Genomic DNA, 15,249 nt, shown 5'->3' with positions numbered 1-15,249 from the left:
GACTCAAAAAAACCAAAAAAACAAAACCGGGGCGCTGGGCCCCGGTTCGTTCGACTCGATGCATCTGGACTAGACGCGCTCGAAAACCGTGGTGATGCCCTGCCCCAGGCCTACGCACATGGTAGACAGGCCGAAAGTCCCGCCGTTCTGCTTCATGACATTGAGCAGCGTGCCGGAAATTCGGGCACCTGAGCAACCGAAAGGGTGGCCCAAGGCGATGGCGCCGCCATGCAGGTTAACCTTCTCGTTCATCTTGTCGAGCACTTTCAGATCCTTGAGCACTGGCAGGGCCTGTGCGGCGAAGGCTTCGTTGAGCTCGATGAAGTCGATGTCGGCAATGCCCAGACCTGCGCGCTTGAGCGCTTTCTGGGTCGCTGGAACCGGCCCATAGCCCATGATCGCGGGGTCGACACCGGCCACGGCCATCGAGCGGATCACCGCCAATGGCGTGATGCCCAGATCCTGGGCGCGCTGCGCCGACATCACGATCATGCACGAGGCGCCGTCGGTGATCTGCGACGAGGTACCAGCCGTGACCGTACCGCCCTTGGGGTTGAACGCAGGCTTGAGCGCGGCGAGGCTTTCCAGGGTGGTGTCGGGACGAATGGTTTCATCGTAGTCGAAGACCTTGATGAAACCGTTCTCGTCACAGCCCTGCATCGGGATGATCTCGTCCTTGAACTTGCCCTGCACCGTGGCCTGGTGCGCCAACTGGTGCGAGCGAACACCGAATGCGTCCTGCTGTTCGCGGGTGATGCCGTGCATTTTACCAAGCATCTCGGCGGTCAGGCCCATCATGCCCGAGGCCTTGGCAGCGTACAGCGACATGTGCGGGTTGGGATCGACGCCGTGCATCATGCCGACGTGGCCCATGTGCTCGACGCCACCGACCACGAACACGTCGCCGTTGCCGGTCATGATGGCCTGGGCCGCGGTGTGCAGTGCGCTCATCGAGGAGCCGCACAGACGGCTGACGGTCTGGCCGGCTGCCGTGTGCGGGATCTGGGTCATCAGCGACGCCATGCGCGCGATGTTCCAGCCCTGCTCCAGGGTCTGGTTGACGCAGCCCCAGATCACGTCCTCGACTTCGGCCGGATCGACCTTGGCATTGCGTTCCAGCAGCTTGCTGATCAAGTGCGCCGACATGTCCTCGGCGCGGGTGTTGCGGTGCATGCCGCCCTTGGAGCGGCCCATGGGGGTGCGACCGAAGTCGACGATCACCACGTCTCTAGGATTCAAGCTCATAAGTCATTCACCCTTGTTCTGTACGTTGGCCGCTTGCCCGAAGAAGGTCTGCCCGGTGCGCGCCATTTCACGAAGCTTCGGCGTTGGCTGGTACAGCGGACCCAGCTCGGCGTAGCGGTCGGCCAGGGCGACGAACTCGGCAACGCCCAGCGAATCGATGTAGCGCAGCGCGCCGCCACGGAAGGGAGGGAAACCGATACCGTAGACCAGGCCCATGTCGGCCTCGGCGGCGGTTTCCACGATGCCGTCTTCCAGGCAGCGTACGGTTTCCAGGCACAGTGGGATCATCATCCAGTTGACGATGTCCTCGTCGCTGACTTCGCGCTGCTCGTAGATCACTGGCTTGAGCACATCGAGAGCGGCAGGATCGGCGACTTTCTTAGGCTTGCCACGCTTGTCGGTCTCGTAGGCATAGAAGCCCTTGCCGTTCTTCTGCCCCAGGCGGTTGGCTTCGTAGAGCGCGTCGATGGCCGAGCGACGCTCGTCCTTCATGCGATCCGGGAACCCTTCGGCCATCACGTCACGGCCATGGTGGCCGGTGTCGATGCCGACCACGTCCATCAGGTAGGCCGGACCCATTGGCCAGCCGAACTTTTCCATGACTTTGTCGATGCGAACGAAATCCACGCCGGCGCTGACCAGGCGGGCGAAACCACCGAAGTAGGGAAACAGCACGCGGTTCACCAGGAAGCCGGGGCAGTCGTTCACTACGATCGGGTTCTTGCCCATCTTGCGGGCATAGGCCACGGTGGTCGCGACGGCGACTTCACTGGATTTTTCGCCACGAATCACTTCGACCAGCGGCATCATGTGCACCGGGTTGAAGAAGTGCATGCCAACGAAGTTTTCCGGGCGCTTGAGTGCCTGGGCCAGCAGGTTGATGGAAATGGTCGAGGTGTTGGACGCCAGGATGGTGTCGTCCTTCACCTGCGCCTCGACCTCGGCCAGTACCGCCTGCTTGACCTTGGGGTTTTCCACCACGGCTTCGACGACGATGTCGACATGGCCGAAATCGCCATAGGAAAGCGTCGGACGAATGTCGTTGAGCGCCTCGGCCATTTTCGCAGGCGTCAGTCGGCCCTTCTCGACCCGGGCGCCCAGCAGCTTGGAAGCTTCGGCCAGGCCCTGTTCGATGCCCTTCTCGTTGATGTCCTTCATCAGGATCGGCGTGCCCTTGAGCGCCGACTGGTAGGCGATACCGCCGCCCATGATGCCAGCGCCCAGCACGGCCGCCTGACTCACATCGCGAGCCACCTTGTCGTAGCCACGGGCCTTGCGCTTGAGTTCCTGATCGTTGAGGAACAGGCCGATGAGGCTCTGCGCGGCCGAGGTCTTGGCCATCTTGGCAAAACCGGCGGCCTCGATCTCCAGGGCTTTCTCGCGGCCGAAACTGGCGGCTTTCTGGATGGTCTTGATCGCTTCGACCGGCGCCGGGTAGTTGGGCCCGGCCTGGCCTGCGACGAACCCCTTGGCGGTTTCGAAGGCCATCATCTGCTCAATGGCATTGAGCTTGAGCTTGGCCAGCTTGGGCTGGCGCTTGGCCTTGTAGTCGAATTCGCCGCTGATGGCCCGCTTGACCAGATCCAACGCAGCAGCTTCCAGCTTGTCCGGCGCCACGACCGCATCGACCGCACCCACCTTGAGGGCGTCGTCGGCGCCGTTTTCCTTGCCAGAGGCGATCCACTCGATGGCATTGTCGGCGCCGATGATGCGCGGCAGGCGCACCGTACCGCCAAAGCCTGGGTAGATGCCCAGCTTGACTTCAGGCAGGCCCACCTTCGCTTCGCTGGACATGATCCGGTAGTCGGCCGCCAGGCACATCTCCAGGCCACCACCCAGGGCGATGCCGTTGATGGCAGCGACGGTGGGCACTTCGAGATCCTCGAAGTCGCTGAAGATGCGGTTGGCCAACAGATTGCCCGCGACCAGTTCGGCTTCGGGCAGTTTGAAATTCTCGACGAACTCGGTGATGTCGGCGCCGACGATGAAGACGTCCTTGCCGCTGCTGACGATTACGCCCTGGACCGATGCGTCGGCCTTGATCGCCGCGATCGCTTCGCGCAGTTCTTCGAGCGTGAGACGGTTGAACTTGTTGACGGACTCGCCCTTGAGGTCGAACCGCAGTTCGACGATGCCGCTTTCAAGAGCCTTCACCGAGATGGCTTTACCTTCGTAAATCATCCACTGATCTCCACGATATGGAAGCTGAACAGTACACGCCGGACGCTGGGTAAAAAGGGGGCGGTACATGGCCGCCGCTCTCTGTAGCCAGGCATACCCGTCAGCGCGGTAGTCGGGATAATGCTGGAGCGCGAGAGAAAAACGCTCGATTCATACGCCCGTTTGATTGGGGTGCGTGTACATTCACGGAATTGCGGACGATTGTCAAATGCCGCGCAAGGCCTTTGAAAACGCGACTTTGCGGTCATTTCCGGAATATGAAGAAACGCACACCTGCGACAGGCTGCCGCAGGCATATGACGATAGCTCGAGAATGCGCTCAGGCCAGCGCTCGAAGGACTTTGGCAATATCCTGAAGCACCTTTTCATCGCCCTTCTCGCCCCAGTAAAGGGCCAGCATCTGCGGGCCGGCCTCGAGCTTGTAGACATCGGCCGGCAGCGTCGACAGGTGCGGTAGCAGGTCGGGATCGGCGCAGGCTTCGCGCCATTGGTTGCACCACACACCGGGTTCGGTCTGCCAGTAGCTCCAGCTGTCGACCCGTCCCTTGCGGCGTGGCCGATGGTATTGCGCGCAGGGGTCGGGGGGCTCGACGCTCAACCAGTGTGGCCACTGCTGCGGCGCCAGTTGCATCGCCAGGCCCATGCGCCGGGCCTGCATGCGCACGGCCATGCGCCCGCTCTGGCTGCGCGAGGGCCGCAGCCATACCATGGGGCTGAGAATCAGCGCAAGGATTGACACGACTATCCAGACCGTCATAAAGAGTACACCCGCTAAGCGTTTCAAAAAGATCGGTGAGGGTTGTTCATGTTGCGCCCCGCCCAAACAGTCCATACTCAAGCTATCGCAATCGTCAGGAGTGCTTCTCATGCCCTACCAACACATTCTGGTCGCCGTCGACCTCACCGAAGAGTGTGACCCGGTCATCAAACGGGCCAGGGAACTGGCGGTCAGCAATGGCGCCAAGCTCTCGCTAGTGCACATTGTAGAACCGATGGCCATGGCATTCGGCGGGGACGTGCCGATGGATCTTTCGCAGTTGCAACAGCAGCAGTTCGATCAGGCCAAGGAGCGCCTGGAAACGCTGAAGGTCAAGTACCCGGACCTGGTGGTGGGCGACTGCCACCTGACCTACGGCCAGCCGCGCCAGGAAATCCACAACCTGGCGAAGAAGTCCGAGTGCGATCTGGTGGTGGTGGGCAGCCATGGCCGTCACGGCCTGGCGTTGCTGCTGGGTTCGACCGCCAACGACGTGCTGCACGGTGCTCCGTGCGACGTGCTCGCAGTTCGTTTGGTCAAGCGCGCCGAGTAAGCTCATCAGCGGGGCCGAATGACTGATTTCGGCCCCGCTGATATTGCAGCACAGGCACTCAGGCGTCGAGTTCGGCCCAGCGCTCGACCATCGCTTCCAGCTCGGCCTGCGAAGCTTCCAGCTTGGCCATCACCGCTGCGGTTTCTGCCGCAGGGCGCTGGTAGAAACCTGCATCGGCCATCTCGGCCTCAAGCCCGGAGATTTCCTGCTCCTTGGCATCGATCTGGCCGGGCAGGGCCTCCAGTTCGCGCTGCAACTTGTAGCTCAGCTTCTTCTTCGCCGGCGCTGGCGCTTCCACCACTGCGGGTTCAGGCGCCTTGACCACAGCGCTGTTGAGTTCGGCCTTGCCCGACTTGTTCTCGGTCACGCCCAGCAGCTTGGGCGAGCCGCCCTGGCGGATCCAGTCCTGATAGCCGCCGACGTACTCGCGAACCTTGCCCTCGCCTTCGAACACCAGGGTGCTGGTGACCACGTTGTCGAGGAATGCACGGTCGTGGCTGACCATCAACACGGTGCCCTTGAAGCTGGACAGCACTTCCTCGAGCAGCTCAAGGGTCTCGACGTCGAGGTCGTTGGTCGGTTCGTCCAGCACCAGCAGGTTGGCCGGCTTGCTGAACAGCTTGGCCAGCAGCAGCCGAGCGCGTTCACCGCCGGACAATGCCTTGACCGGCGTGCGCGCACGCTGGGGGCTGAACAGGAAGTCGCCCAGGTAGCTCAACACGTGGCGGCTCTGGCCGTCGATATCGATGAAGTCGCGACCTTCGGCGACGTTGTCGATAACGGTCTTCTCGAGGTCCAGTTGGTGGCGCAACTGGTCGAAGTAGGCCACATCCAAGCGTGTGCCGACGTCGACCGAACCGCTGGTGGGCTGCAGGTTGTCGAGCATCAGCTTGAGCAGGGTGGTCTTGCCGGTACCGTTGGCGCCCAGCAGGCCGATACGGTCCTCGCGCTGCAGGACCATGGAGAAATCCTTGATCAGCATCGGTCCGCCCGGATGGGCGAAGCTGACGTTATCGAGCACCATCACCTGCTTGCCGGACTTGTCTGCGGTGTCGAGCTGGATGTTGGCCTTACCGGTGCGTTCGCGACGCTCGCCGCGCTCGACGCGCAGCGCCTTGAGGGCACGCACACGGCCTTCGTTGCGGGTACGCCGGGCCTTGATGCCCTGACGGATCCACACTTCTTCCTGGGCCAAGCGCTTGTCGAACAACGCGTTGGCGGTTTCCTCGGCGGCCAGCATGGCTTCCTTGTGCACAAGGAAGCTGGCGTAGTCGCCGTTCCAGTCGATCAGGCCGCCGCGGTCCAGTTCGAGAATGCGCGTGGCCAGGTTCTGCAGGAAGGAACGGTCGTGGGTGATGAAGAGCACCGCGCCCTGAAAATCCTTGAGGGCTTCTTCGAGCCAGGCGATCGCGCCGATGTCCAGGTGGTTGGTCGGTTCGTCGAGCAGCAGCAGGTCGGGTTCGGACACCAGCGCCTGGGCCAGCAGCACGCGACGGCGCCAGCCACCGGAGAGCTGCTTCAGGGTCTTGTCGGCCGGCAGTTGCAGGCGGCTCAGGGTGCTGTCGACCAGTTGCTGCAGGCGCCAGCCGTCACGGGCTTCGAGGTCCTGCTGAACATGCATGAGCTTGTTCAGGTCTTCGTCGGTGACGATGTTCTGGCTCAAATGGTGATATTCGGCCAGCAATGCGCCAACGCCGTCCAGGCCTTCGGCAACCACGTCGAACACGGTCCGTTCGTCGGCCACCGGCAGTTCCTGGGGCAATTCGCCGATTTTCAGCCCGGGCGCGCGCCAGACGGCGCCGTCGTCGGGTTTCTGCACGCCCTTGACCAGCTTCAGCATGCTGGATTTGCCAGTGCCGTTGCGGCCGATGATGCACACCCGCTCACCACGGGCGATCTGCCAGGACACCTTGTCCAACAACGGCATCGCGCCGAATGCAAGGGACACATCGCTGAATTTGAGCAGGGTCATGAGCTTCTCCAAAAACCGGGCGCGCATTCTAACCGACTTTTGCCCCGGCAGACCGAAGGCGGCAATAAAATGAATGATCCTGAACGCTTTCATCGCGCCTGCTCTAAAGGCTAAGCTAGGCTCACTTCTTTAGTGCTGGCATTGCCGACACTTGTCACGTCCTCTCTGCCTGGAAGTCTCATGCGCAGTCGCCTGTTCAGCCTGTTCTCCTGCCTCATCCTGTCCGCCTCCAGCGTCGCCAATGTCCAGGCCGCCGACCTGGCCACGCAGCGCCAGTACTACGACGAAGCCAAGCGCGCCCTGGCCAAGGGCGACAGCGGCCCGTACATGCGCTACGCCGCAGAACTGCAGGATTACCCGCTCGAAGCCTACCTGGCCTACGACGAACTCACGCCGCGCCTGCGCAGCGCCAGCAACGCCGAGATCGAGGGTTTCCTGGCCAAGCACGGTGACCTGCCCCAGGCCAACTGGATGAAACTGCGCTGGCTGCGGCAATTGGCGGAGCGCGGTGAATGGGCACCGTTCGTCAAATATTACGATCCCAAGCTCAATTTCAAGGAGCTCGACTGCCTGTACGGCCAGTACCAGTTGAGCAACAGCCAGCTGCGCGCCGAAGGCTACGCCAACGCCGACAAGCTGTGGCTCACCGGCAAGTCGCTGCCCACGGCCTGCGACGGGCTGTTCCAGCGCTGGGCCAGCGAAGGCCAGTTGACCGAGAACAAGCGCTGGCAGCGGGCCAAGCTCGCCGCCCAGGCGCGCAACTATCCATTGGCTACCAGCCTGGTACAGAGCCTGACCACGCTGTCGCCCCAGGGCCGGCTGTTGCTCGATGTGGCGCAGAAACCCGAACTGCTCGACCAGCCCGGGCGCTTCATGCCGGTGGATGAAGCCATGTCCGACGTGGTCGGGCTGGGCCTGCGCCGCCTGGCACGCCAGGACCCGGAAAACGCCATGCGCATGCTCGACAGCTATGCCAGCAGCATGCGCTTTTCGGCCGAGGAAAAAGTTGCCATCGCCCGTGAGATCGGCTTGGCCCTGGCGCGCCGCTACGATCCGCGAGCGCTGGAGCTGATGACCCGCTACGACCCGGAGCTGCGCGACGACACCGTGACCGAGTGGCGCCTGCGCCTGCTATTGCGCCTGGGGCGCTGGCAGGAAGCCTACGACCTGACCACGCGTTTGCCCAAGGACCTGGCGCAAAGCAACCGCTGGCAGTACTGGCAGGCGCGCAGCCTGGAGTTGGCCCAGCCACAAAGCGCCAAGGTGCCGCAGCTGTACAAGGCCGTGGCCAAGGAACGCGACTTCTACGGCTTCCTGGCGGCAGACCGCATCCAGGCGCCCTACTCGCTCAACAACAAGCCGCTGGTGATGAGCCAGGCGCTGGTCAACAAGGTGCGCAACACCGCCGGTATCCGCCGCTCCCTGGAGCTGTACGCACGTGGCCAGATCGTCGATGCCCGGCGCGAGTGGTACCACGTCAGCCGCCATTTCGACCGCGACGAAATGGTCGCCCAGGCCAAGCTGGCCTACGACATGCGCTGGTATTTCCCGGCCATCCGTACCATCAGCCAGGCGCAGTACTGGGACGACCTGGACATCCGTTTCCCGATGGCCCACCGCGACACCCTGATTCGCGAAGCCAACGTGCGCGGCCTGCACACCAGCTGGGTGTTCGCCATCACCCGTCAGGAAAGCGCGTTCATGGACGATGCCCGTTCCGGCGCTGGCGCCATGGGGCTGATGCAGCTGATGCCGGGTACCGCCAAGGAAACTTCGCGCAAGTTCAGTATCCCGCTGTCTTCACCGCAGCAGGTGCTCGACCCCGACACCAACATCCAGCTGGGCGCAGCCTACCTGAGCCAGGTGCACAGCCAGTTCAACGGCAACCGGGTGCTGGCTTCGGCGGCCTACAACGCAGGTCCAGGCCGAGTGCGGCAGTGGCTCCGGGGCGCCAACCACCTGAGCTTCGATGTCTGGGTAGAATCCATTCCATTCGACGAGACGCGCCAGTACGTGCAGAACGTGCTGTCCTACGCCGTCATCTACGGCGAAAAGCTCAACGCGCCGCAGCCGGTGGTGGATTGGCACGAGCGCTTCTTCGACGACCAGTGAGTCATGGCCGGCAGCCTGCGCGCTGCCGGCCTGTCATTCGAGCACGGTAATGGGCATGCCCACTTCGAGCACGCCTGTACCGTCACACACCAGGTTCTGACCAAACATCGCGTGGCCGTCCTGCTCGCGGTAGCGTTTGAGGGTTGCCAGTGGCTCGCGGTCGGGGCTGCGTTCACCGGTCTGCGGGTCCAGCGTGGTCAGGATGCAGCGCGCGCAGGGCTTGAGCACACGAAAATCCAGGCCGCCGATGCGGATACGCTTCCAGCCGTCCTCGGCGAAGGCCGCACTGCCCTGCACCACCAGGTTGGGACGAAATCGCGCCATTTCCAGCGTCCGCCCGACGCGTGCGGACAGATCGTCAAGTGAACCCTGACCGATCAACAACAGCGGAAAACCGTCGGCGAAGGCCACTTTGTCGCCGCCTTCGCCATAGCCGGAACTGACGGTGCGCGCGCGATCGGCAGGTACGTACACCAGCCGAACCGGCTTGCCCATGAAGTCACTTACCCAACCCGCCGCCGCTTCACCGGCATCGGGGACCCGGAAGCTGTCGTTCCAGAGCGTGACGCCACGCAACTCGCCGGCAACCGGCACCGGTACGTAGAGATCGGGGTATCCGTCGGCGCTCAGGTGCAGGCCACCATCGGCATCGATCTGCGTACCCAATTGACCCAGGCGAGGGTCTGCACGCTGGCTCAGGAACCGACCGCGCTGCGCGTCGACCAGCATCCAGCGTCGGTCGCCGACCAGACCCAGGCCGTCCACCGCCGATTGCGGCAGGGATTGGCCGCGGGCCGATTTGAGCGGGTAACGGTACAGCGCAGCGAGGCTCGACATGGCCCGGCTCCTCAGACGAAAAGAAAGCCAGTCTAGCGGAAGCCGCAGGGCAATAACGAGGGGGCGGTCAGCGTCGATCGAGCTCCAGGCGCTGGCGAACCACGTCCACCAGCTTGTCGGGCTGGAACTTGGACAGGAAGTTGTCGCAGCCGACCTTTTTCACCATCGACTCGTTGAAGCTGCCCGACAACGACGTGTGCAGCACCACGTACAGCTCGCGCAGCCGAGGGTCGTTGCGGATCTCCGTGGTCAGGCGATAGCCGTCCATCTCGGGCATCTCGGCGTCGGTGAAGACCATGAGCAGCTTGTCGGTCATGCACTCCCCGGCGTCGGCCCAGGCCTTGAGCTTGTTCAACGCCTTGAGGCCATCGCTGGCCACATGCATCTTGATGTCCAGCTGCGACAAGGTATCGCGCAACTGGGCCAGGGCCACCGACGAGTCATCCACCAGCAGCACTTCGCGGCCGCGAGCGCGCGCCAGCAACGGGTCGTCGAGCTTGTCCCGCGACACGCGGGCGTTGTAGGGGACGATTTCGGCGAGCACCTTTTCCACGTCGATGATCTCGACCAGTTGCTCGTCGACCCGACTGATCGCGGTGAGGTAATGCTGACGCCCGGCGCTGGTCGGGGGCGGCAGGATCGCTTCCCAGTTCATGTTGACGATGCGGTCGACCCCGCCGACCAGAAACGCCTGGATCGAGCGGTTGTACTCGGTAACGATGATGGTGCTGCCAGGCCCCGGCACCAGGGGGCGCATGCCGATGGCCTGGGACAGATCGATCACCGGCAGGGTCTGCCCGCGCAGGTTGATCACGCCGCAGACATGCGGGTGGCGCTGGGGCATCAGCGTCAGCTTGGGCAACTGCAGGACTTCCTGGACCTTGAACACGTTGATCGCGAACAGTTGCCTGCCAGCCAGGCGAAACATCAGAAGTTCCAGCCGGTTTTCGCCCACCAGCTGTGTACGTTGGTCAACCGTGTCGAGAATGCCGGCCATCTGAAGCTCCAAAGCCCAATTGAAAGAAGAGGTACCGGGCTATCGGCGCTGGCAGGAATATCTTGACTACGGTCGCTACGCTTAATCGGTGGCTCGATCAGTGGCTCAGCAGCGGCGACCCGACGGGCAGGTGCACCTTCAAGGCCTTGGGCATGGCGCTGAAGCGCAGATTCTCGCCTCGCAGCGGTTCGCCATCGAGGTTGATGTCGAGGTTTTCCTTGCTGTTGATCTCGACCCACGGCAACCGCGCACGTACGAACAGCGTTTCCAGTCCCCCGCCGCCGAGCAGGCTTTTCAGGGTGCCGACCACTTCGGTGGGTGCCGGCAGGATGCTGATCTCCAGCAGCCCGTCGTCGACCACCGCTTCAGGGCACAGTTCGTGACCGCCCCCGGCCTGGCGGCCGTTACCGATGCCCAGTGCCAGCAGGTCGCCTTCCCAATGAAAGTCCGGCCCGCTGAGCGAGGCAGAGGCAGCACGCAATTCGCTGAAGCGCGACAGGCCGGTGAACAGATAGGCCGCGCCACCGAGCACCTTCTTCAGGTCCTCGGAGGTATTGGCCGTGACCTGGCTGCCGAACCCACCGGTGGCCATGTTCAGAAACACCTGCCCGCCCACTTCACCCAGATCGATAGCCTGGGGTTCGCGTGCCAGCAAGGCCAGCGCGTGTTCGGGCTCCAGGGGTACACCGGCGGCGCGGGCGAAGTCGTTGGCCGTGCCCAGGGGCATCAGGGCCAGGCTGGCGTCGGTATTGGCCAGCGCCATCGCTTCGGCCACGTCGCGCAAGGTGCCATCGCCACCGCCGGCGATGATCTGGGTGTAACCGCCCTCCAGTGCTTCCTTGACCAGACGCTGGGCATCGCCACCTTCCCAGGTCAGGCGCACGTCCAGCTCGTTGCCTTGCTCTCGGTAGCGCCCCACCGCACTGCGCACCTCTTCGTTGGAAGCTTGTTTGCCGTGCAATATCAGGATTGCCTTGCGCTCGCTCATGCTGCATGTCTCCGGTGGCCATTGAGTTGAACTCTGCCAGATGTGACCACAGCCGCAGGAAAAAAAGCCCGGACGAAAAGTTTTTAACCATTCGTGCATTTACCACTCGCCAACCGTTCTCGTTTAGGCTTTACTGCGAAGCAACTGGCCACCATCGAAGTGGTCGTTACCTCCCCGATTCCTGCACGCCCACCCCGACTCAGGGTGGCGGTAGCATTGTCGAATCGACGAATCCTGCGCTGTGCCCTTTTTTTCACCGACTTTTTCATGCATCCAGCCTGGCTGGACGTGTGCGCTCGTATACGCAAGCGCCGCCCGCCTTCTTCAATTCGAGGCTCGACCTATGACAACTCTGATTCCCTGCATCATCGCCGGGGGCTCCGGCACCCGCCTGTGGCCCGTGTCGCGCGAAGCCATGCCCAAGCCCTTCATGCGTCTGCCGGACGGTGAAAGCCTGCTGCAGAAAACCTTCACCCGCGCCTCCCAGTTGCCGGGCGTGGATCGGGTCCTGACCGTGACCAATCGCGAAGTATTCTTCCGCACGCTGGACGACTACCGCCAACTGAACGATCGCGAGGCCTCGCTCGACTTCATCCTCGAGCCTGCCGGGCGCAACACTGCACCGGCCATCGCCAGCGCCGCCCTGCATGCCGCCAAGCACTACGGTGCATCGGCGCAACTGCTGGTGCTGCCAGCCGACCACTTGATTCGCGACATCGACGCCTTCCAGGCAGCGGTCAGCGCAGCACGCAAGAAAGCCGACGAGGGTTGGCTGGTGACCTTCGGCCTGGTGCCGCAGACGCCGGAAACCGGTTTCGGCTACATCGAACGCGGCGCCGATCTGGGCGACGGCAGCTACCAGGTTGCACAGTTCCGCGAGAAGCCCGATCAGGCCACCGCCCAGGCTTACCTGGACAGCGGTGATTACCTGTGGAACGCCGGCATGTTCTGCATGCGTGTCGACGTGCTGCTGCGCGAACTGGAAAAACACGCACCCGACGTGCTGCTGGCCGCCACCACCTGCCTGCAGGTCAGCGACACCAAGCAGGGCAACCGTGAACTGCAGGTCGAGCTGGACAGCAGCACCTTCGCCCTGGCGCCGGATATTTCCATCGACTACGCGTTGCTCGAGCGCTCCGACAAGGTTGCGGTCATCCCGTGCCAGATGGGTTGGAGCGACATCGGTTCATGGCAGGCGGTACGCGAGCTGACCCCGGCCGACGCACAGGGCAACCAGTGCAATGGCGAGACCGTGCTGCATGATGTGAGCAACTGCTACATCGACTCGCCACGGCGCCTGGTTGGCGCGGTCGGCGTGGACAACCTGGTGGTGATCGACACCCCGGACGCGCTGTTGATCGCCGACGGCAGCCGCACCCAGGACGTCAAGCTGCTCGCCCAGCAGCTCAAGCGCCAGGGTCACGATGCCTTCCGCCTGCACCGCACCGTCACCCGCCCCTGGGGCACCTACACCATCCTCGAGGAAGGCAAGCGCTTCAAGATCAAGCGCATCGTGGTCAAGCCCGGTGGCACCCTGTCGCTGCAGATGCACCACCACCGCAGCGAGCACTGGATCGTGGTCAGCGGCATGGCCCGGGTCACCAACGGTGACAACGAGTTCCTGCTCGACACCAACGAATCGACCTTCATCAAGCAGGGCCACGTGCACCGCCTGGTCAACTCCGGCGTGATCGACCTGGTCATGATCGAAGTGCAGAGCGGCGAATACCTGGGCGAAGACGACATCGTGCGCTTCACCGACATCTACGGCCGCGCACCGGCAGCCGTGGAGTCGGACAAGAGCAAGGTCTAGAACAGCTCGCTGAACGAGATGAAGGTGACCAGATCGCCTTCATCCACGGTGCAGCCTTCACCGATCTCGACCAGTCCATGGGCCCAGGCTGCGCTGAGCAGCACGCCGGAGCTCTGGTTGGGATAGATCACAGCCCGGCCCTGCTCGATGCGCCCGCGCAGGTACTCGCGGCGAGTGCCGGCGCGCGGCCAGGCAAAGCCGGCCGGCACCTGGAAGCGCAACGGCGCCACGTCCCGCACACCCAGGCGGCGCAGCAGGTAAGGCCGTGCCAGCAAGGTGAAGGTCACCAGCGTAGACGCGGGATTGCCCGGCAGGCCAATGACCGGCGCGCCACGAAAGTGGCCGAAGGTCAGCGGCTTGCCGGGTTTGATCGCCAGTTTCCAGAGGGCCAACTGACCCTCCTCGCGCAGGGCAATGCCGAGAAAATCGGCTTCGCCCACCGAGACGCCCCCTGTGGACAGAATCAGGTCCACATCACCCAACGCCGCCAGGCGCTGGCGTGTCTGTTGCAGATCGTCGGGCAGAATCCCGGCATCCACCACTTCGCAGCCCAACCCGCTCAAGGCACTGCACAGCACCTGTCGATTGCTGTTGTAGATCTGTCCAGGGCCCAGCGGCTGACCCGGTTCGACCAACTCATCGCCCGTCGACAGTACCGCCACCCGTGGCCGGCGCACCACATCGATGGACGCGTGCCCCATGGACGCCAGCAACCCCAGCTCGATTGCGCCAAGGCGACTGCCCGCCGCCAGCAGGCGGTCACCGATACGGGTTTCCTGGCCTTGCGGACGGATGTTCTGGCCAACCGTCAAGGTCTGGTTGAAGCTCACCCGCTCATCATCCTCGATGCGAGCGTTTTCCTGCATTTCCACGCAGTCGGCGCCGTCCGGCATCGGTGCGCCGGTGAAGATGCGTGAGCAGGTGCCGGGCTCCAGCGCCTCGGGTACGGCGCCGGCGAAGATACGCTGGCTGACGCGCAGCGGTTTACCCTGCCAGTCGTCTCGGCGCAGCGCGTAGCCGTCCATGGCGCTGTTGGGCCAAGGTGGCAGGTCGAGGGTGGCGATCAGGTCGTCGGCAAGCACTCGACCGCTGCCCTGGGCCAGGGCGATCTGCTCGCGCTCGCGAATGGGCGCGGCATCGGCCATGGCCAACAGTTGCGCCAGCGCCTGCTCGACCGGTAGCAGCGGCTGCGCCGCCGGCAACTCAGCCACGGCTGACGCAGGGCTCGGCCTGCTTGAGGTGCACGACGAAGTTGCAGGGCCGGTGACGCACGTCCAGCTGCTCGGCAAGAATGCCGTCCCAGCCAGTGCGGCAGGCATTGGTCGAGCCTGGCAGGCAGCACACCAGGGTGCCATTGGCGAGCCCGGCCAGGGCGCGGGACTGCACGGTCGAGGTGCCAATGTCGGCCACGGATATCTGCCGGAACAGCTCGCCGAAGCCATCGACCTGCTTGTCCAACAGGCAGGCGACTGCTTCCGGAGTGCTGTCGCGACCGGTGAAGCCGGTGCCGCCGGTGATCAGGACCACCTGGCATTGATCGTCGGCGATCCACTGCGCCACCTGGGCGCGAATCTTGTACAGATCGTCCTTGAGCAGTACACGCGCATAGAGCCCGTGGCCGGATGCGCCGAGGCGATCGACGAACAACTGGCCAGAGGTGTCGGTTTCCTCGGTTCGGGTGTCGCTGACCGTCAAGACGGCAATATTGAGGGGCACGAAGGGTACATCTGCCTTGGCTTTCATTGGCGAGGTCCGGTTGTCTGATGGAATGGGCGGTGTTATATCACAGCCCCC

12 protein-coding genes are annotated in these 15,249 nt (G+C 63.5%); 3 read left to right on the top strand and 9 right to left on the bottom strand.

The window, feature by feature from the left end; all coding sequences use genetic code 11:
• Positions 1-69: 69 nt before the first annotated feature.
• The 3 genes from fadA to LT40_RS07270 all read right to left on the bottom strand — a co-directional run bounded on the left by fadA (position 70) and on the right by LT40_RS07270 (position 4,183).
• Entirely contained in the window at positions 70-1,245 is a 1,176-nt protein-coding gene (gene fadA / locus LT40_RS07280) for an acetyl-CoA C-acyltransferase FadA (RefSeq protein WP_043188265.1), read from the bottom strand.
• A gap of 3 nt (positions 1,246-1,248) precedes the next feature.
• Positions 1,249-3,426, bottom strand: coding sequence for a fatty acid oxidation complex subunit alpha FadB (gene fadB, locus LT40_RS07275; RefSeq protein WP_043188262.1), 2,178 nt, complete (start codon positions 3,424-3,426; stop codon positions 1,249-1,251).
• A gap of 319 nt (positions 3,427-3,745) precedes the next feature.
• On the bottom strand, positions 3,746-4,183 hold the full coding sequence (locus tag LT40_RS07270) for a hypothetical protein (RefSeq protein ID WP_043188260.1): 438 nt from the start codon (positions 4,181-4,183) through the stop codon (positions 3,746-3,748).
• Between the two features lie 109 nt (positions 4,184-4,292).
• On the opposite strand from LT40_RS07270, the gene LT40_RS07265 reads away from it, so the two are divergent.
• Positions 4,293-4,736 carry a universal stress protein gene (locus LT40_RS07265; protein WP_043188257.1) on the top strand — a complete coding sequence of 148 codons (444 nt, stop codon included), beginning with the start codon at positions 4,293-4,295 and terminating at the stop codon, positions 4,734-4,736.
• Positions 4,737-4,794: 58 nt separating this feature from the next.
• Here LT40_RS07265 and LT40_RS07260 read toward each other — a convergent pair whose 3' ends face one another.
• On the bottom strand, positions 4,795-6,708 hold the full coding sequence (locus LT40_RS07260) for an ATP-binding cassette domain-containing protein (protein WP_043188255.1): 1,914 nt from the start codon (positions 6,706-6,708) through the stop codon (positions 4,795-4,797).
• A gap of 180 nt (positions 6,709-6,888) precedes the next feature.
• Between LT40_RS07260 and LT40_RS07255 the strand changes: the two genes are divergently transcribed.
• Positions 6,889-8,820, top strand: coding sequence for a transglycosylase SLT domain-containing protein (locus tag LT40_RS07255; protein WP_043188251.1), 1,932 nt, complete (start codon positions 6,889-6,891; stop codon positions 8,818-8,820).
• Positions 8,821-8,853: 33 nt separating this feature from the next.
• On the opposite strand, the gene LT40_RS07250 is transcribed toward LT40_RS07255, so the two are convergent.
• From LT40_RS07250 to yegS, 3 genes are all read right to left on the bottom strand, one after another.
• Positions 8,854-9,657, bottom strand: a complete 804-nt coding sequence (locus tag LT40_RS07250; protein ID WP_043188248.1) for an MOSC domain-containing protein — start codon at positions 9,655-9,657, stop codon at positions 8,854-8,856.
• Between the two features lie 67 nt (positions 9,658-9,724).
• On the bottom strand, positions 9,725-10,654 hold the full coding sequence (locus LT40_RS07245; RefSeq protein WP_043188245.1) for a chemotaxis protein CheV: 930 nt from the start codon (positions 10,652-10,654) through the stop codon (positions 9,725-9,727).
• 97 nt (positions 10,655-10,751) lie between these two features.
• The gene (gene yegS, locus LT40_RS07240) at positions 10,752-11,642 is read right to left on the bottom strand and encodes a lipid kinase YegS (RefSeq protein WP_043188243.1); all 891 of its coding nucleotides are present in this window, start codon (positions 11,640-11,642) and stop codon (positions 10,752-10,754) included.
• A gap of 343 nt (positions 11,643-11,985) precedes the next feature.
• Here yegS and LT40_RS07235 point away from each other — a divergent pair, with 343 nt between their 5' ends.
• Positions 11,986-13,455, top strand: a complete 1,470-nt coding sequence (locus LT40_RS07235) for a mannose-1-phosphate guanylyltransferase/mannose-6-phosphate isomerase (protein WP_043188241.1) — start codon at positions 11,986-11,988, stop codon at positions 13,453-13,455.
• Here LT40_RS07235 and LT40_RS07230 read toward each other — a convergent pair.
• Positions 13,452-14,666: a molybdopterin molybdotransferase MoeA gene (locus LT40_RS07230; protein ID WP_052393291.1), complete on the bottom strand. Its 1,215-nt coding sequence runs from the start codon at positions 14,664-14,666 to the stop codon at positions 13,452-13,454. The two genes, LT40_RS07235 and LT40_RS07230, sit on opposite strands and share 4 nt — an antisense overlap.
• Positions 14,659-15,198: a molybdenum cofactor biosynthesis protein B gene (gene moaB / locus LT40_RS07225; protein ID WP_043188237.1), complete on the bottom strand. Its 540-nt coding sequence runs from the start codon at positions 15,196-15,198 to the stop codon at positions 14,659-14,661. Before moaB ends, LT40_RS07230 begins: the two co-directional genes overlap by 8 nt.
• Positions 15,199-15,249 lie beyond the last annotated feature (51 nt).

Source organism: Pseudomonas rhizosphaerae (assembly GCF_000761155.1).
Taxonomy (GTDB): Bacteria; Pseudomonadota; Gammaproteobacteria; order Pseudomonadales; family Pseudomonadaceae; genus Aquipseudomonas; species Aquipseudomonas rhizosphaerae.
Note: the sequence above shows the minus strand (reverse complement) of the source record. Positions and strands in the feature narration are given on the sequence as shown.